This window comes from Legionella sp. D16C41 (genome assembly GCF_048541585.1).
Classification (GTDB): Bacteria; Pseudomonadota; Gammaproteobacteria; order Legionellales; family Legionellaceae; genus Legionella_C.
The window spans coordinates 2,179,239-2,192,900 of the sequence record NZ_CP183303.1; the positions used below are offsets into that span (position 1 = coordinate 2,179,239).

A 13,662-nucleotide genomic window follows, 5' to 3' on the forward strand; every position below is an offset into this window, starting at 1 on the left:
CAGTCGAAAAAGGTTGAAAATGGCCATTAATGCTAGTTTGGAAAGAGGTCTAATACAACTTAAGATTCTATCCTTCCTGCACAAGCAGAAATCCATCTTCTTATTGACACGGTGTCTATATAAAAATTGATTCCCACCTATGCGGGAAGGAGAAAGCTGTTCTTCACTTTGTGTTTTATATGTATTAAGTAGTTAAAAACTATCAGGTTAGTTTTTAACTATTTTACCTTGCTTAATACAATACAAATTAAATTTCCATTAAATCTTTTTCTTTTTCACTTAATGCAGCATCTACTTCGGCAATATATTTATCCGTCAATTTTTGAATGACTTCATTAGCTTTACGCTCATCATCTTCAGAAATTTCTTTTTCCTTAACTAATTCTTTAAGATGATTATTAGCATCCCGTCGAATATTACGGATAGCTACACGCCCCTGCTCGCCTTCAGCACGAACTATACGTGTCATTTCTTTCCGGCGCTCTTCAGTAAGCGGCGGCATAGGTACACGGATAGCAGTACCTGCCGTTGCTGGATTTAAACCTAAATCAGAATTTAAAATCGCTTTTTCAATAGCTGCCACCATAGATTTTTCCCATGGCGTAACTAAAATTGTACGTGAATCACTTGCTGTAATATTGGCAACTTGATTTATTGGTGTAGGATTACCATAGTAGTCTACTTGAACATGATCAAGTAAACTTGCATTAGCACGGCCTGTTCTAATTTTCGTTAAATCATGCCTAAAAGTTTCTACTGATTTCTTCATTCGCTTTTCAGCATCCTGCTTAATTTCATTAATCATGATCTGCTCCTACAATAGTACCTACATGCTCGCCAAGCACAATTTTTCGCAATGCCTGGGGTGCGCTCATATCAAATACCTGCAAAGGCATATTATGCTCTTCACACAAACAAATAGCGGTAGAATCCATAACTTTTAAACCATCACTTAAAATTTGTTTATAAGTTAAAAATTCATATCTTTTAGCTGACGCATTTTTAACTGGATCATCTGAATAAATTCCATCAACCTTAGTAGCTTTTAATACAACATCTGCGTCCACTTCAATAGCACGTAAACAAGCAGCAGTATCTGTTGTAAAAAAAGGATTACCAGTGCCTGCTGCAAAAATCACTACATGCTTGTTCCGTAAATGGGTTATAGCTTTACGACGATGATAAGGATCAACTACACCAAGCATTGGTATAGCTGACATAATACGAGCAGGGAGATCTATCCGTTCCATTGCATCACGTATGGCAAGCGCATTCATAAGCGTTGCTAACATACCCATATGATCACCGGTAACTCGACCCAAACCTGCTTCAGATAAGGCTTTTCCGCGAAATAAATTACCACCACCAATTACTAACGCAACTTCTACACCCATTGCAATTAACTCAGCAACTTCCTTAGCAATTTTATCTAAAATTCCAGGGTCAATTCCAAACTGAGAATTACCCATAAGTGCTTCACCACTATACTTTAATAAAATACGTCTATACTTTAAAAGTTGATTTTCACTACTCATTAATCACGAACCTGCGCCATAACTTCTTCGACAAAATTATCTTCTTTTTTGGCAATCCCTTCACCTACTTCAAAACGAATAAAGGAAACAACTTCAGCATTTTTTTCCTTTAATAATTGACCAACTTTGATATCTGGATTTTTAACAAAGGGCTGGCCAAGTAAACTTACTTCATCAACAAACTTATTGATGCGACCTTCAATCATCTTATCAATAATTTCTTGTGGCTTACCGCTTTCACGTGCTTGAGCTGTAAATATTTCACGCTCATTTTCAATAACTTCAGCAGAAACTTGATCGCGATTAACTACCATAGGACGACTTGCAGCGATATGCATAGCAATATCTTTTGCTAATGTTTCATTACCATTACGTACTGCCACAAGAACACCAATGCGATTGCCGTGTAAATAAGAGCCAACAACGCCATCTTCGCATTGTAGTTTTTCTAAGCGACGAATTTTAATATTTTCACCAATCTTAGCAACTAATTGTTGCCTTTCTTGTTCAACTGTATTATTTGTGCTTATTAAAGTAGCCTCACTTAAACTAGCTACATCTTTAATACTTTCATTGTCTAAAACAGTTGCTGGCACTCGTTCAGCGAATTTAATAAAGTTTTCTTCGCGAGCAACAAAGTCAGTCTCGGTATTAATTTCTACCATAACAGCAACGTGGCTATCATTAGAAAGTGCAATAGAAATTACCCCTTCTGCTGCTATTCTATCAGCCTTTTTATCTGCTTTTGCTTGGCCTGCTTTACGCATTTCAGAAATAGCTTGCTCAATATCGCCATTGGTCATAACTAAGAACTTTTTGCATTCCATCATTGGCGCGCCTGTTCTTTCCCGTAATTTCATTACTAGCGATGCACTAATTGACATTTAATCCTCCACATAACAAAAAGGGAATACGCCTTATCAACGTATCCCTTATCATCTATAGCATACCTTTAAGCTTTATACTGATTTATAAGGTTTCTGTCATGTATTATATACATTCTTTAGCCTTATTTACTCATCTATCTAAAATTTAGCGGAAACGCTATTTATTATCCGATTTTTAGCTGTAAATTATTTTACTAATACACTTAAGTTAGTTAATTTTAATAACTTTTCCGTGAGGCTAAATTTTTTTACTCTTCGTCATTTTTTTCTTTTTTAGCTTCTTTTTCGTTTACTTCAACGAATTCAGCATTTGAATCAGCACCACCAATAGTATTACCTTCTTTAGCATCTAAGATTGCATCAGCAATACAGCGAACATAAATATCAACAGCTCGCATAGAATCGTCATTTCCAGGAATAACGTAGTCAATACTATCAGGGTTGTTATTAGTATCAACAATACCAATAACAGGAATCTTTAATCGACGTGCTTCTTCTACAGCGATATGCTCGAAACCTACATCGATAACAAATAAAGCGTCTGGCAGGCCATTCATATTTTCAATACCGCCTAAGCCTCGCTCTAACTTTTCAAGCTCGCGAGTTAACATTAGTGCTTCTTTCTTAATCATGCCGGCAAAAGCACCTTTTTCTTGCATTTCTTTTAATTCTTTTAAACGAAAAATAGATTGACGAACTGTTTTAAAGTTAGTCAACATACCGCCTAACCAGCGATGATCAATGTAAGGCATACCACAACGTGTTGCGTGTGTGCGAATACTTTCTTGCGCAGCTCGCTTTGTGCCAACAAATAAAATTTTAGCTTTATTTGCTGCTAGACGACCAACGTAATTAGTCACATCATTTAACATTGGTAAGGTTTTTTCTAAATTAATAATATGTATTTTATTTCTTGAACCAAAAATATAAGGAGCCATTTTAGGGTTCCAGAAACGAGTTCTATGTCCAAAATGAGCGCCTGCTTCGAGCAATTCACGCATACTTACATTCATTCTATTCTCCAGGGTTGAGCCTCCACGCTTCCCATAAGACACCCATAATCTAAAACTTCTTTATATAGGACCCTATCTTATGTGACGAAACGTGTGTGTCGTTAAAAGCGCGCTATTTATACCATATTTAACCTAAACCAGCAACGTTAACTTCATTAGGTCAAACAAATTTAGACCTAAAACAACAAATTATTTAGCCATTTATTGAGTTAACCCTTGACGTTTAGCCATTAGAAATCAATAGCAATTAGACAGTTATTTTATATGTGCAGAATTAATAATCCAGGTATATACTTAATTTTGATTAAAAACAATTAATTAAGGAGAGATTTATGTTTACCAAGAAATTACTACCGATTATCGCCTTTGCTGCTTTCACAGCTCAACCTATGTTTGCAGCAGATGCCTCTAGTACATCTTCTGATAACAATGCAACTACAACAAGTACTTCTGCTACAGACTCCTCATCTACCGGATCTACTGGAGCGGGTGCATCTGGAACAGGCGCCTCTGGAACAAGCTCCTCTTCTACAGATTCAAGTGCGGGTTCTACTGGTAGTACTTCACCAACTTCTTCAACTACTACAACTACAACCAGTTCGGATGATAATGGTAGCGCTGGTGCAAGTTGTCATTGTGGTTGTCACAAAAATAGCTTTAAGGAAATGGCTAGTGCTTTACAATTAACTGATGCCCAAAAAGATCAAATGAAAGCAATTAGAGATAAAGCAAAGACAAGCCTTCAATCTAACAAAGATCAGTTAAAAACTATTCGTAGCCAAATACATAGTTTAATTACATCAAGCTCTATGGATAATTCTAAGTTAGATTCATTAATTAGCCAAAAAACAACAATTCTTGGCAATATGATAAGGGTTAAAGCGCAAGCTAAGCACCAAATGTATATGGTTCTTAATGCCCAACAACAGCAACAATTCCAACAAATGATGCAAGATGAAATGAATAAGTGCCATAATTGGTAATTAAGTTCCACGCCATATACAAAGTATGGCGTGGTAATAAATTTATTTTGTGCAGTTATTCTAGTACTTTTAACCACTACAAACAAAGCTTGATAATTACTATTTACCTTTAACTTAGATTGCTAAGTCGTAATGAACTTTCTTTATTATTCTACTTTTAAAAATTCTTACTGCAGATAGTTTTTACTTCCATTAGCGTAGCCTATGCTGCTCAAATTCAAGTTAATATAAAAATATAACTAATATGAAGAAATAAGATTTACAAAAAAGTTTAATAGTAAATTTTATTAGATTTCTCTTATATTTTTAGCTAAACCGCTATAAATTTAGTAAACTAATATTATTTGTATGTGGATTTAAACCATGGCAGTTACCATTAAAACTCCGGAAGAAATTGAGAAAATGCGCGTTGCTGGTCGTCTAGCGGGTGAAGTATTAACTATGATTGGGCCTTATGTAAAAGAAGGTATCACCACAGACGAGTTAAACACCATTTGTCATGACTATATTGTAAATGTTCAGAAAGCAGTCCCTGCTCCGCTTAATTATAATGGCTTTCCTAAGTCCATTTGCACTTCTATTAATCATGTAGTTTGTCATGGTATTCCTGGTAAAAAAGTCTTAAAAAATGGCGATATTTTAAATATTGATATTACAGTTATTAAAGATGGGTATCATGGGGATACCAGTAAAATGTTTTTTATTGGTGAGCCGACTATTAAAGGCAAACATGTTGTTAAAGTTGCTCATGAATGCCTTTTTATTGGTATAGAAATGGTAAAACCTGGTGTACGACTTGGTGATATAGGTCATGCAATTCAGCAACATGCTGAAAAAAATCGCTGCTCTGTGGTACGCGATTATTGTGGCCATGGCATAGGTGCTATTTTTCATGAAGAGCCACAGGTATTGCATTATGGTACGCCAGATACCGGTGAAGTATTAAAAGAAGGTATGACTTTTACCATTGAGCCTATGATTAATATAGGTAAACATCATACACGCTTGTTACCTGACAAATGGACAGTGGTAACGCGTGATCATAGTCTGTCAGCACAATGGGAGCATACGCTTTTAGTTACTTCTGATGGCGTTGAAATTTTAACATTACGTGATGAAGAGAAATAATTTTTATCTTAAGTATACCTTAAAACAGTTTAAGGAAGAGCTGACTCAACCATTTAATGCGCACCAGGATATAACCGCTGTAGCGCAGAAATTGGTTAATTTTATTGATCAAGCGCTACTTGCCCTTTTTCAAAAAAATAATCTTCATACAAACAATAGCTTTTGTCTAATAGCCTTAGGTAGTTATGGACGTCAAGAACTTCAATTGCATTCTGACATAGATATTTTACTCTTACATGAGCCATCTATAACAGAGAAAGAGCTACAGCAAGCACAAGCATTTATTCAAAATTGCTGGGATAATGGGTTTGGTATTAGTCATCAAATTACGACAGTTAAGGCTTGCGCAGATTTAGCCAGCCAAGATGTTAGCGTTATTTCTAGTATTTTAGATATGCGTTTATTATGCGGCGATAGTAAATTAATGGAGGCATTGCAATATCAAACGCATCCCTTGCATATGTGGCCAAGTGATGAATATTTTTTTGCAAAGCAAGCTGAACAAGAGCAACGGTATCGTAAATACGGTGAAACAGCTTACAATTTAGAGCCTAATGTTAAATATGGGCCAGGTGGTTTACGTGATATTCAAATTTTACTTAGTATTAGCAAACGGCATTTCAAAATTAAAAAGTTAGCTGAAGGCATTAACTACAATTTTATTACCGAGAAAGAATATGAAGAATTAATTAAATGTCAGCACTATCTTTGGCGTGTTCGTTTTGCCCTTCATTTTTTGGCAGGTAAAGCAGAAGAGCGGCTACTTTTTGACTATCAAGTTAAATTAGCAGCCTTATTTGGTTATCAAGATAAGCCACACTCTCTAGCAATCGAACAGTTTATGAAAACTTATTTTCAAATGATCAAACGCAGTCGAGAAATTAATGAAATTCTTCTGCAATGGTTTTTAGAAACAATTATTCATAAAGAAAGACAACATCTTAAATCATTAGACGCTAATTTTCAGCTTTCTAATCAATTTATTGAGGCCAAACATAATAAGGTTTTTTCTAATAATCCAATTTGCCTATTAGAATTATTTTTATGGATTACTAAATACCCAGATATCATAGGTGTACGTGCCAGTACAATTCGTTTAATAAGGCAACACCTTTTTTTAATTGGTACTACTCTGCGTGTTTCAGCGCGAGCAAAGCAAACTTTTCTAGCTATTTTTAAAGATGGCGTCAATACGTTTGTAGCACTAAATTACATGAACAAATATGGGGTGCTTAGTCATTATTTAGATTGTTTCGCGGCAGTAACAGGCCAGATGCAATATGATTTATTTCATGTATATACAGTCGATCAGCATACCTTGTTTGTCATTCGCAACTTAGCTCGCTTTCTTGATAAGAATTATGCAGCCCAATTTCCTTTAGCCGTTGAATTGATGGCAAAAATAACCAAAAGAGAGATTTTGTATTTAGCAGCCCTGTTTCATGATATAGCTAAAGGTCGAGGCGGCGATCACTCAGAATTAGGAGAAAAGGAAGCACAATCATTTGCTATAGAACATAAGTTACCTGCAGAGGATACTAATTTACTTCTATGGCTTGTGAAGAATCACTTATTAATGTCTCATACTGCACAAAGACAAGATATTTATGACCCTAAAAATATTCAGCAGTTTTGCCATATATTTCCTAAACCCAGTTACCTGGATTATCTTTATTTACTGACAGTGGCCGATATTTGCGCAACTAATCCAAGTTTATGGAATACTTGGAAAGATTCCTTATTAAAAGAATTATACCGTGGCGCCATACAGTTCTTTCATCAACAGGAAACTTACCTAAATGAAGAAGAGCTTGTTGCTCTACGTAAGCAGAAAGCTCTTAACTTGTTACAACAGCAAGGATTTAATACAAAAGACATTGAAAAGCTTTGGTCTTCCTTTAAAAGCAGATATTTTTTTCATGAGTCTTCTGAAGTCATCGCTATTCATACCAAAGCTATTTTCACTTGCCAAAGTTATCCAGTTGTAGTGATTTTGCCCCATTATAGTCAAGGGGGGATGGAAGTTTTTATCTATATGCCACATCGTGATGACCGCTTTACTATTGCAACTACCGTGTTAAGTAATTGTCAGGCTACTATTCAGGAAGCCGTCATTTTAACTTGTGAAAATCAATTTGATTTAGATACTTATATTATTTTAAATGAGCGTCATCAAGCATCCTTTTCTGTTGAAAGAATAAAATGGCTTGAGCAAGAACTCATTAAGCGCTTAAGTAATACAAAAGAAATGCCAAGGATTGGTAAACATCGTCTCTCACGAACTTTAGCGCATTTTAAACTCAAACCACAAATTACTTTTAATGATGAGGGTCCTTGTACGCGTTTATTTCTTATAGCAGCTGATAGACCCGGACTTCTAGCCCATGTTGGTCGAGTCTTTACTAAACTAAATATTCACTTGCACAATGCTAAAATTGTAACCGCTGGTGAGAAGGCTGAAGATACATTCTATATTTCTAACAAAGCAGACGATCTGCTTAGTGCACAAGAAAAAGAGCTATTACGTAAACTTTTAATTAAAGAACTCATGAGTGAATTTTAATTAATAAATTTTATTTAATGAATAACAGATTAGCTAATAGCTTCAACTTAAGCGATTTTATGTCGTTTGGGTCTTAACCCAACATTAACATGGGTTGTTGGGTCGCGCCTAATGGCGCTGCCTTAAGGCTTTTTGATTCACTCTACGTCCCTCGGCTTGTCCGAGGGATCCAGGAATCTCAACTAAGGATTAGAACTCTGGATCCCGTGGACAAGCCACGGGACGTAGGCTAGAGTCTTAAGGCGGCGTCTAATGGTGCTGCTGCCCAAGCTACATAACAACTCTCTTAATCTAGAGCGTTTCGACGAGCTAACCGAGCTATTACTTATATTAACGACGCGCTTTAAAAAATTCCTTAAGTAATGTCGCGCAATCTCTTTCTAAAATACCTTCATCAATTTGTACATAATGATTGAGCGGATAGCCTTGTAATAAATTATATACCGAACCTGCAGCGCCTGATTTAAAATCCCGAGTGGCAAAAACTAAACGCTTAATACGCGCCTGGATCATTGCACCAGCACACATAGCACAAGGCTCTAAAGTCACATAAAGTGTTGCATCTAATAGACGGTGATTACCTAACCTGCCAGCTGCCTCTCTAAGTGCACAAATTTCAGCATGCGCACAAGGGTCAGTATCACTAATGGTACGATTATAGCCCCTACCTATGACTTGTTTGTTCATAACTACAATAGCGCCCACCGGAATCTCTAGTGAGTCATAAGCTCTTAGCGCTTGCGTATAAGCTTCAAGCATCCAATATTCGTCGTTATCTATTCCCATTCAATCGTTGCTGGCGGTTTACCAGAAATATCATAGGTAACTCGTGAAACACCAGAAACCTCATTAATGATTCGATTAGAAACGCGGCCAAGAAAATCCCATGGTAAATGAGCCCAATGAGCCGTCATAAAATCAACTGTTTCCACAGCACGTAGACAAATTACAAAGTCATAACGTCTACCATCTCCCATTACCCCAACACTTTTAATAGGTAAAAATACAGCAAAAGCCTGGCTAATTTTATGGTATAAATTTTCTTTATATAATTCCTCTAAAAAAATAGCGTCAGCTTGCCGCAAAATATCAGCATATTCTCTTCTTACCTCTCCAAGAATACGCACGCCCAATCCAGGCCCGGGGAAAGGATGACGATAAACCATATCATAAGGAAGGCCAAGTTCTAGACCAATTTTCCTCACCTCATCTTTAAATAACTCCCGAATAGGCTCTAATAATTTTAAATTTAAGGTCTCAGGTAAACCACCTACATTATGGTGAGATTTAATAACGACTGATGCGTCTTTAGTATGCGTTGCTGCTGACTCAATAACATCTGGATAAATAGTCCCTTGAGCTAACCATTTTACCTCAGGAATTCGTTGTGCTTCATCGTCAAATACTTCAATAAAAGTGCGACCAATAATTTTTCGTTTTTGCTCAGGGCATGTAATGCCTTCTAAAGCCTGCAAAAAGCGTTCTTCTGCATCTACTGCAATAATATGAATACCTAAATGCTGGCCAAACATAGTTAATACTTGCTCAGGCTCGTTTAAACGCAATAAGCCCGTATTGACGAATACACATGTAAGCTGATTGCCGATTGCTTTATGTAGTAATGCTGCAACTACTGAAGAATCAACTCCACCAGACAAACCTAATAGAACATGCTCTGAGCCAACTTTATCTTGAATTTCCTGAATTGATTGTTCAATGATATTAGTTGGCGTCCAATCTTTTTTAGCGCCACAAATTTCTACGACAAACCGTTCAAGAATACGTAATCCTTGTGTTGTATGAGTAACTTCAGGATGAAATTGTAAGCCATAAAAACCTCGTTCTTCACAAGCCATACCAGCAATTGGCGCATTACGCGTTTCACAAATCACTTTAAAGCCTGGTGGCAGCTCTGTTACTTTATCACCATGACTCATCCAGACATCAAGCAGTGCTATACCATCTTCCGTGGTACGATCTTCAATATTATTCAATAGCTTAGAGTGACCATGCAGACGAAGTTCAGCGTAACCAAATTCGCGGATAAGCGAGGATTGTACTTCACCACCAAGCTGAACAGCCATAGTCTGCATACCATAGCATATACCTAAAACTGGAATATTTGCTTTAAATACCCAGTCCGGTGCTTTTGGGGTACTTTGAGCAGTTACTGTCGCAGGCCCACCTGATAAAATCACTCCACAAGGTGATAGTACTTTAAATGTCTCTTCACTAATATTAAAAGCATGAATCTCACAATAGACACCCATTTCACGAACACGTCTAGCGATTAGTTGGGTATATTGAGAGCCAAAATCAAGAATCAGCAAAGGCTGTTGTCTACTTATTGTCATTACTATTCATCAACCTGATAGTTAGGAGCTTGTTTAATAATATTAACATCATGCACATGCGATTCGCGCATACCTGCATTGGTAACTTGAACAAATTTAGCGCTATCATGAAGTATGTTAATTGAGGAGCAGCCTGTATATCCCATACAAGAACGCAGTCCGCCAATCATCTGATGAATAATACCTTGTACAGGTCCTTTATAAGCAACTCGACCCTCAATACCTTCTGGAACCAGTTTATCATTACCTTGTGTCAAATCTTGAAAATAACGATCACTTGAGCCTTGTGCTTGAGCCATTGCTCCAATAGAACCCATACCACGATAGCTTTTATAAGTTCGACCTTGATAAAACTCAAGTTCACCGGGCGATTCCTCAGTTCCGGCAAAAAGATTTCCAAGCATAACGGTATGTGCACCTGCAGCCAGTGCTTTACACATGTCTCCCGAAAAACGAATACCACCATCAGCAATAATAGGAATACCCGTACCTTTAAGTCCCTCAGCTACATTAGAAATAGCTGTAATTTGTGGCACACCAACGCCTGTGACAATTCTTGTAGTACAAATTGAGCCTGGACCAATGCCAACTTTAACAGCATCAGCGCCAGCTTCCATAAGAGCGCGAGCTGCAGCAGCGGTTGCAATATTGCCACCAATAACTTGTATGTTAGGAAAATGCTTTTTAATCCAAGCAATTCGATTTAATACACCTTGCGAATGACCATGTGCGGTATCAACGGTTAATACATCTACGCCTGCCTCAACTAAGGCTGCTACCCGCTCATCAGTCCCCTCGCCTACACCTACAGCTGCACCGACACGTAATTGCTCGGCAGCATCCTTGCAGGCAAAAGGATTTTCTTTTGCCTTTTGAATATCTTTAACGGTAATTAAACCACGTAGGTTAAAAGCATCATTAACTACTAATAATTTTTCTAAGCGATGTTTATGTAAGAGACTGCGAATTTCTTCACGGCTGGCTCCTTCTTTTACCGTAACTAAGCGCTCTTTAGGCGTCATTACCGCAGAAACGGGTAAAGTAAGATTTGTTTCAAAACGAATATCACGACTAGTAACAATTCCTACAAGCGAATTGCCATCCACAACAGGCACGCCTGAGAAGCTATGTTTAGCCATAACCTCTAATAATTCTTTAACAGTCAGTTCTGGTGAAACATAAATGGGATCTTTAACCATCCCACTTTCAAATTTTTTAACTTTTCGAACTTCTTCGGCCTGGGCGGCAATACTCATATTTTTATGAATAATTCCTATCCCTCCCTCTTGCGCCATAGCAATCGCTAAACGCGCTTCAGTAACCGTATCCATGGCAGCAGAAATTAAAGGAATATTTAATTGAATTTCACGTGTTAATTGGGTTTTTAATAAAACCTCTTTTGGCAATACCTGCGAATGGGCAGGAACTAACAAGACATCATCAAAAGTCAATGCCTGTTGCAAAATGGAAAGCGACATATTAAAGCTCCTGCAGTTAATTAACCGCATAGTTTAGCAAAAAATTAGCCAATTTACCAAGCAAAAATGCACTCTTTAATAAAATTATAAACAATATAATTTAAATTAAGTAAATTTTATTACCTCAACTATTAAGCTCAATAACAAGGCATAAGTAGCGAGACGAAGCAGTATAGTGGGGATACTTAGTTGAGCCTTACACATCTTTAATGCGGTCTAAAATTTAGTCATTGATGCTATGTGTTTAATTTTTATACTAAATATTTTCCGCTACATAATCTATACTTCATACAGGCAAATAAAATTCATAAATAACAATAAGAAAGAATTTAACAATAAGCCAGCAAGATTTAATTTGATACAAACTGTTAAATGTGATTGGTAATTATAACTTAAAACTTTAGCAAGGATGGCATCATGAAAAAATTACTCTTCGCCTTAATTGTTGCATCATCTTCTTTAACATTAGCAGGATGTGGCTTTGGTGCTATGGGATGTTGTCCAGATTATAGCGCTGTTTCTTATACAACAACTTCATGCTGCAGTTCAAATTGGTAAGTGTTTATTAAATAAGAAGTTAATTAGAATTTTATTTAAAACATTTTTTACATAGCCAGACTGCAATTGTTTCTTTAATATTGGTTACTTAATGCAAAAGTGCCTTAAGAAACAATTGCTTCTTCGCTTAAACCAAAAATTTATAAGTTATCTGACAACTTTAATTTTAATGCTCTATTTGCGTAACTCAATAACGGTAACTTCAATAGGTTTTCTACCTATATTCATGTCTTGATGTAACTCTCTACCCTGTTGCACACTTAATAAAGTAGGTTTATCTTTTTTAAGTGTAATAACTTCATGTTTTCCTGTTTGATAAATAACTTCCATATAACCATCTTCTTTAGGAATAACCACCCGAGCAAATTCATGGGTATGAAAAGGTAGTTTTTGATTAGGACAAATTATCGTTTTCCATACTTTAGTTGTTTTATTTTCAATAAAGACTTCACGTTTAGTCTCACAATTTGCTGCTAACACTGCTGTTGATTGCATTAATATGCAGGTTAAAATTAAACTTTTCTTAAACATATTTTTCCTTTAAAAATTTATTTTTTTTATAAAGCTGGCACTTCAAGTCGTGTTTCTAAGAATTGATTTTGCTCTGTTACAAAAACCACTGTGGGCTTATAATTCTGACAATTTTCTTCTGCAAGTTGAATAAAAGAAGCAATAATAATTATATCGCCTGGCGTAACTAAATGGGCCGCTGCACCGTTTACACAAATTGCAGAAGAATTTTGTCGACCTTCAATGGCATAAGTTTCAAAACGAGTTCCGGCAGTTACATTCCAAACTTGCACAGCTTCATAAGGTAGTATATTGGCTGCCTGTAATAACTGCGGCGCAACAGTTATACTTCCCTCATAATTTAAGTCAGCATGCGTAACACGAGCCCGATGAATTTTTGACTTTAACATACGACGGTAAAACATAGTTTCCTTTATTAATAAATTATGAGTAATTTAAACCATTGCAGTAAAAAAATAATGTTTTATTAAATCAACTATTTATAACTTTTCTTACTGACCATATTTTTTTTATTTTTTGATGCCTGATGTTAACTCACAATGAATTATTTATCATCCCTTTGATAATTTAATTTTGCTAAAAATGATATTATTTTTTCTTAATGTATTATTGAGCTTGAATTGAACGATCAT

Annotated in this window: 13 protein-coding genes; 4 read left to right on the forward strand and 9 right to left on the reverse strand. The window is 36.2% G+C overall.

Features of this window, described 5'->3' with window-relative positions; translation table 11 throughout:
• Positions 1-247: 247 nt before the first annotated feature.
• The 4 genes from frr to rpsB form a co-directional block, all read right to left on the reverse strand.
• Positions 248-805, reverse strand: coding sequence for a ribosome recycling factor (gene frr / locus ACNVED_RS09485; RefSeq protein WP_419418782.1), 558 nt, complete (start codon positions 803-805; stop codon positions 248-250).
• Complete coding sequence (pyrH, locus tag ACNVED_RS09490; protein ID WP_419418783.1) at positions 798-1,535, reverse strand: UMP kinase; 738 nt, start codon at positions 1,533-1,535, stop codon at positions 798-800. Before pyrH ends, frr begins: the two co-directional genes overlap by 8 nt.
• Entirely contained in the window at positions 1,535-2,419 is an 885-nt protein-coding gene (gene tsf / locus ACNVED_RS09495; RefSeq protein ID WP_419418784.1) for a translation elongation factor Ts, read from the reverse strand. Before tsf ends, pyrH begins: the two co-directional genes overlap by 1 nt.
• A 251-nt stretch (positions 2,420-2,670) precedes the next feature.
• On the reverse strand, positions 2,671-3,435 hold the full coding sequence (rpsB, locus tag ACNVED_RS09500) for a 30S ribosomal protein S2 (RefSeq protein ID WP_419418785.1): 765 nt from the start codon (positions 3,433-3,435) through the stop codon (positions 2,671-2,673).
• A gap of 332 nt (positions 3,436-3,767) precedes the next feature.
• Between rpsB and ACNVED_RS09505 the strand changes: the two genes are divergently transcribed.
• From ACNVED_RS09505 to glnD, 3 genes are all read left to right on the forward strand, one after another.
• Positions 3,768-4,418 carry a Spy/CpxP family protein refolding chaperone gene (locus tag ACNVED_RS09505; RefSeq protein WP_419418786.1) on the forward strand — a complete coding sequence of 217 codons (651 nt, stop codon included), beginning with the start codon at positions 3,768-3,770 and terminating at the stop codon, positions 4,416-4,418.
• Between the two features lie 363 nt (positions 4,419-4,781).
• Complete coding sequence (map, locus tag ACNVED_RS09510) at positions 4,782-5,546, forward strand: type I methionyl aminopeptidase (protein ID WP_419418787.1); 765 nt, start codon at positions 4,782-4,784, stop codon at positions 5,544-5,546.
• The gene (glnD, locus tag ACNVED_RS09515) at positions 5,533-8,109 is read left to right on the forward strand and encodes a [protein-PII] uridylyltransferase (protein ID WP_419418788.1); all 2,577 of its coding nucleotides are present in this window, start codon (positions 5,533-5,535) and stop codon (positions 8,107-8,109) included. Before map ends, glnD begins: the two co-directional genes overlap by 14 nt.
• Before the next feature lie 330 nt (positions 8,110-8,439).
• Here the strand turns inward: glnD and tadA are convergent, their stop codons facing one another.
• From tadA to guaB, 3 genes are read right to left on the reverse strand one after another with little or no spacing between them, the layout of a single operon-like run.
• Positions 8,440-8,895, reverse strand: coding sequence for a tRNA adenosine(34) deaminase TadA (gene tadA / locus ACNVED_RS09520; protein WP_419418789.1), 456 nt, complete (start codon positions 8,893-8,895; stop codon positions 8,440-8,442).
• Positions 8,886-10,463, reverse strand: coding sequence for a glutamine-hydrolyzing GMP synthase (gene guaA, locus ACNVED_RS09525; protein ID WP_419418790.1), 1,578 nt, complete (start codon positions 10,461-10,463; stop codon positions 8,886-8,888). Before guaA ends, tadA begins: the two co-directional genes overlap by 10 nt.
• 2 nt (positions 10,464-10,465) lie before the next feature.
• Positions 10,466-11,941, reverse strand: coding sequence for an IMP dehydrogenase (guaB, locus tag ACNVED_RS09530; RefSeq protein WP_419418791.1), 1,476 nt, complete (start codon positions 11,939-11,941; stop codon positions 10,466-10,468).
• A 417-nt stretch (positions 11,942-12,358) separates the two neighbouring features.
• Between guaB and ACNVED_RS09535 the strand changes: the two genes are divergently transcribed.
• Positions 12,359-12,499, forward strand: coding sequence for a hypothetical protein (locus tag ACNVED_RS09535; RefSeq protein ID WP_419418792.1), 141 nt, complete (start codon positions 12,359-12,361; stop codon positions 12,497-12,499).
• A gap of 174 nt (positions 12,500-12,673) precedes the next feature.
• On the opposite strand, the gene ACNVED_RS09540 is transcribed toward ACNVED_RS09535, so the two are convergent.
• Positions 12,674-13,030 carry a hypothetical protein gene (locus tag ACNVED_RS09540; protein ID WP_419418793.1) on the reverse strand — a complete coding sequence of 119 codons (357 nt, stop codon included), beginning with the start codon at positions 13,028-13,030 and terminating at the stop codon, positions 12,674-12,676.
• Between the two features lie 26 nt (positions 13,031-13,056).
• On the reverse strand, positions 13,057-13,434 hold the full coding sequence (panD, locus tag ACNVED_RS09545) for an aspartate 1-decarboxylase (protein WP_419418794.1): 378 nt from the start codon (positions 13,432-13,434) through the stop codon (positions 13,057-13,059).
• Positions 13,435-13,662: the final 228 nt, after the last annotated feature.

Excerpts from the sequence above, each read along its gene's own strand:
- frr (WP_419418782.1), bottom strand. The coding sequence starts at position 805 with ATGATTAATGAAATTAAGCAGGATGCTGAAAAGCGAATGAAGAAATCA.
- rpsB (WP_419418785.1), bottom strand. The coding sequence starts at position 3,435 with ATGAATGTAAGTATGCGTGAATTGCTCGAAGCAGGCGCTCATTTTGGA.
- ACNVED_RS09505 (WP_419418786.1), top strand. The coding sequence starts at position 3,768 with ATGTTTACCAAGAAATTACTACCGATTATCGCCTTTGCTGCTTTCACA.
- guaA (WP_419418790.1), bottom strand. The coding sequence starts at position 10,463 with ATGACAATAAGTAGACAACAGCCTTTGCTGATTCTTGATTTTGGCTCT.
- map (WP_419418787.1), top strand. The coding sequence starts at position 4,782 with ATGGCAGTTACCATTAAAACTCCGGAAGAAATTGAGAAAATGCGCGTT.
- panD (WP_419418794.1), bottom strand. The coding sequence starts at position 13,434 with ATGTTTTACCGTCGTATGTTAAAGTCAAAAATTCATCGGGCTCGTGTT.
- ACNVED_RS09540 (WP_419418793.1), bottom strand. The coding sequence starts at position 13,030 with ATGTTTAAGAAAAGTTTAATTTTAACCTGCATATTAATGCAATCAACA.
- ACNVED_RS09535 (WP_419418792.1), top strand. The coding sequence starts at position 12,359 with ATGAAAAAATTACTCTTCGCCTTAATTGTTGCATCATCTTCTTTAACA.
- tsf (WP_419418784.1), bottom strand. The coding sequence starts at position 2,419 with ATGTCAATTAGTGCATCGCTAGTAATGAAATTACGGGAAAGAACAGGC.
- tadA (WP_419418789.1), bottom strand. The coding sequence starts at position 8,895 with ATGGGAATAGATAACGACGAATATTGGATGCTTGAAGCTTATACGCAA.
- pyrH (WP_419418783.1), bottom strand. The coding sequence starts at position 1,535 with ATGAGTAGTGAAAATCAACTTTTAAAGTATAGACGTATTTTATTAAAG.
- guaB (WP_419418791.1), bottom strand. The coding sequence starts at position 11,941 with ATGTCGCTTTCCATTTTGCAACAGGCATTGACTTTTGATGATGTCTTG.
- glnD (WP_419418788.1), top strand. The coding sequence starts at position 5,533 with ATGAAGAGAAATAATTTTTATCTTAAGTATACCTTAAAACAGTTTAAG.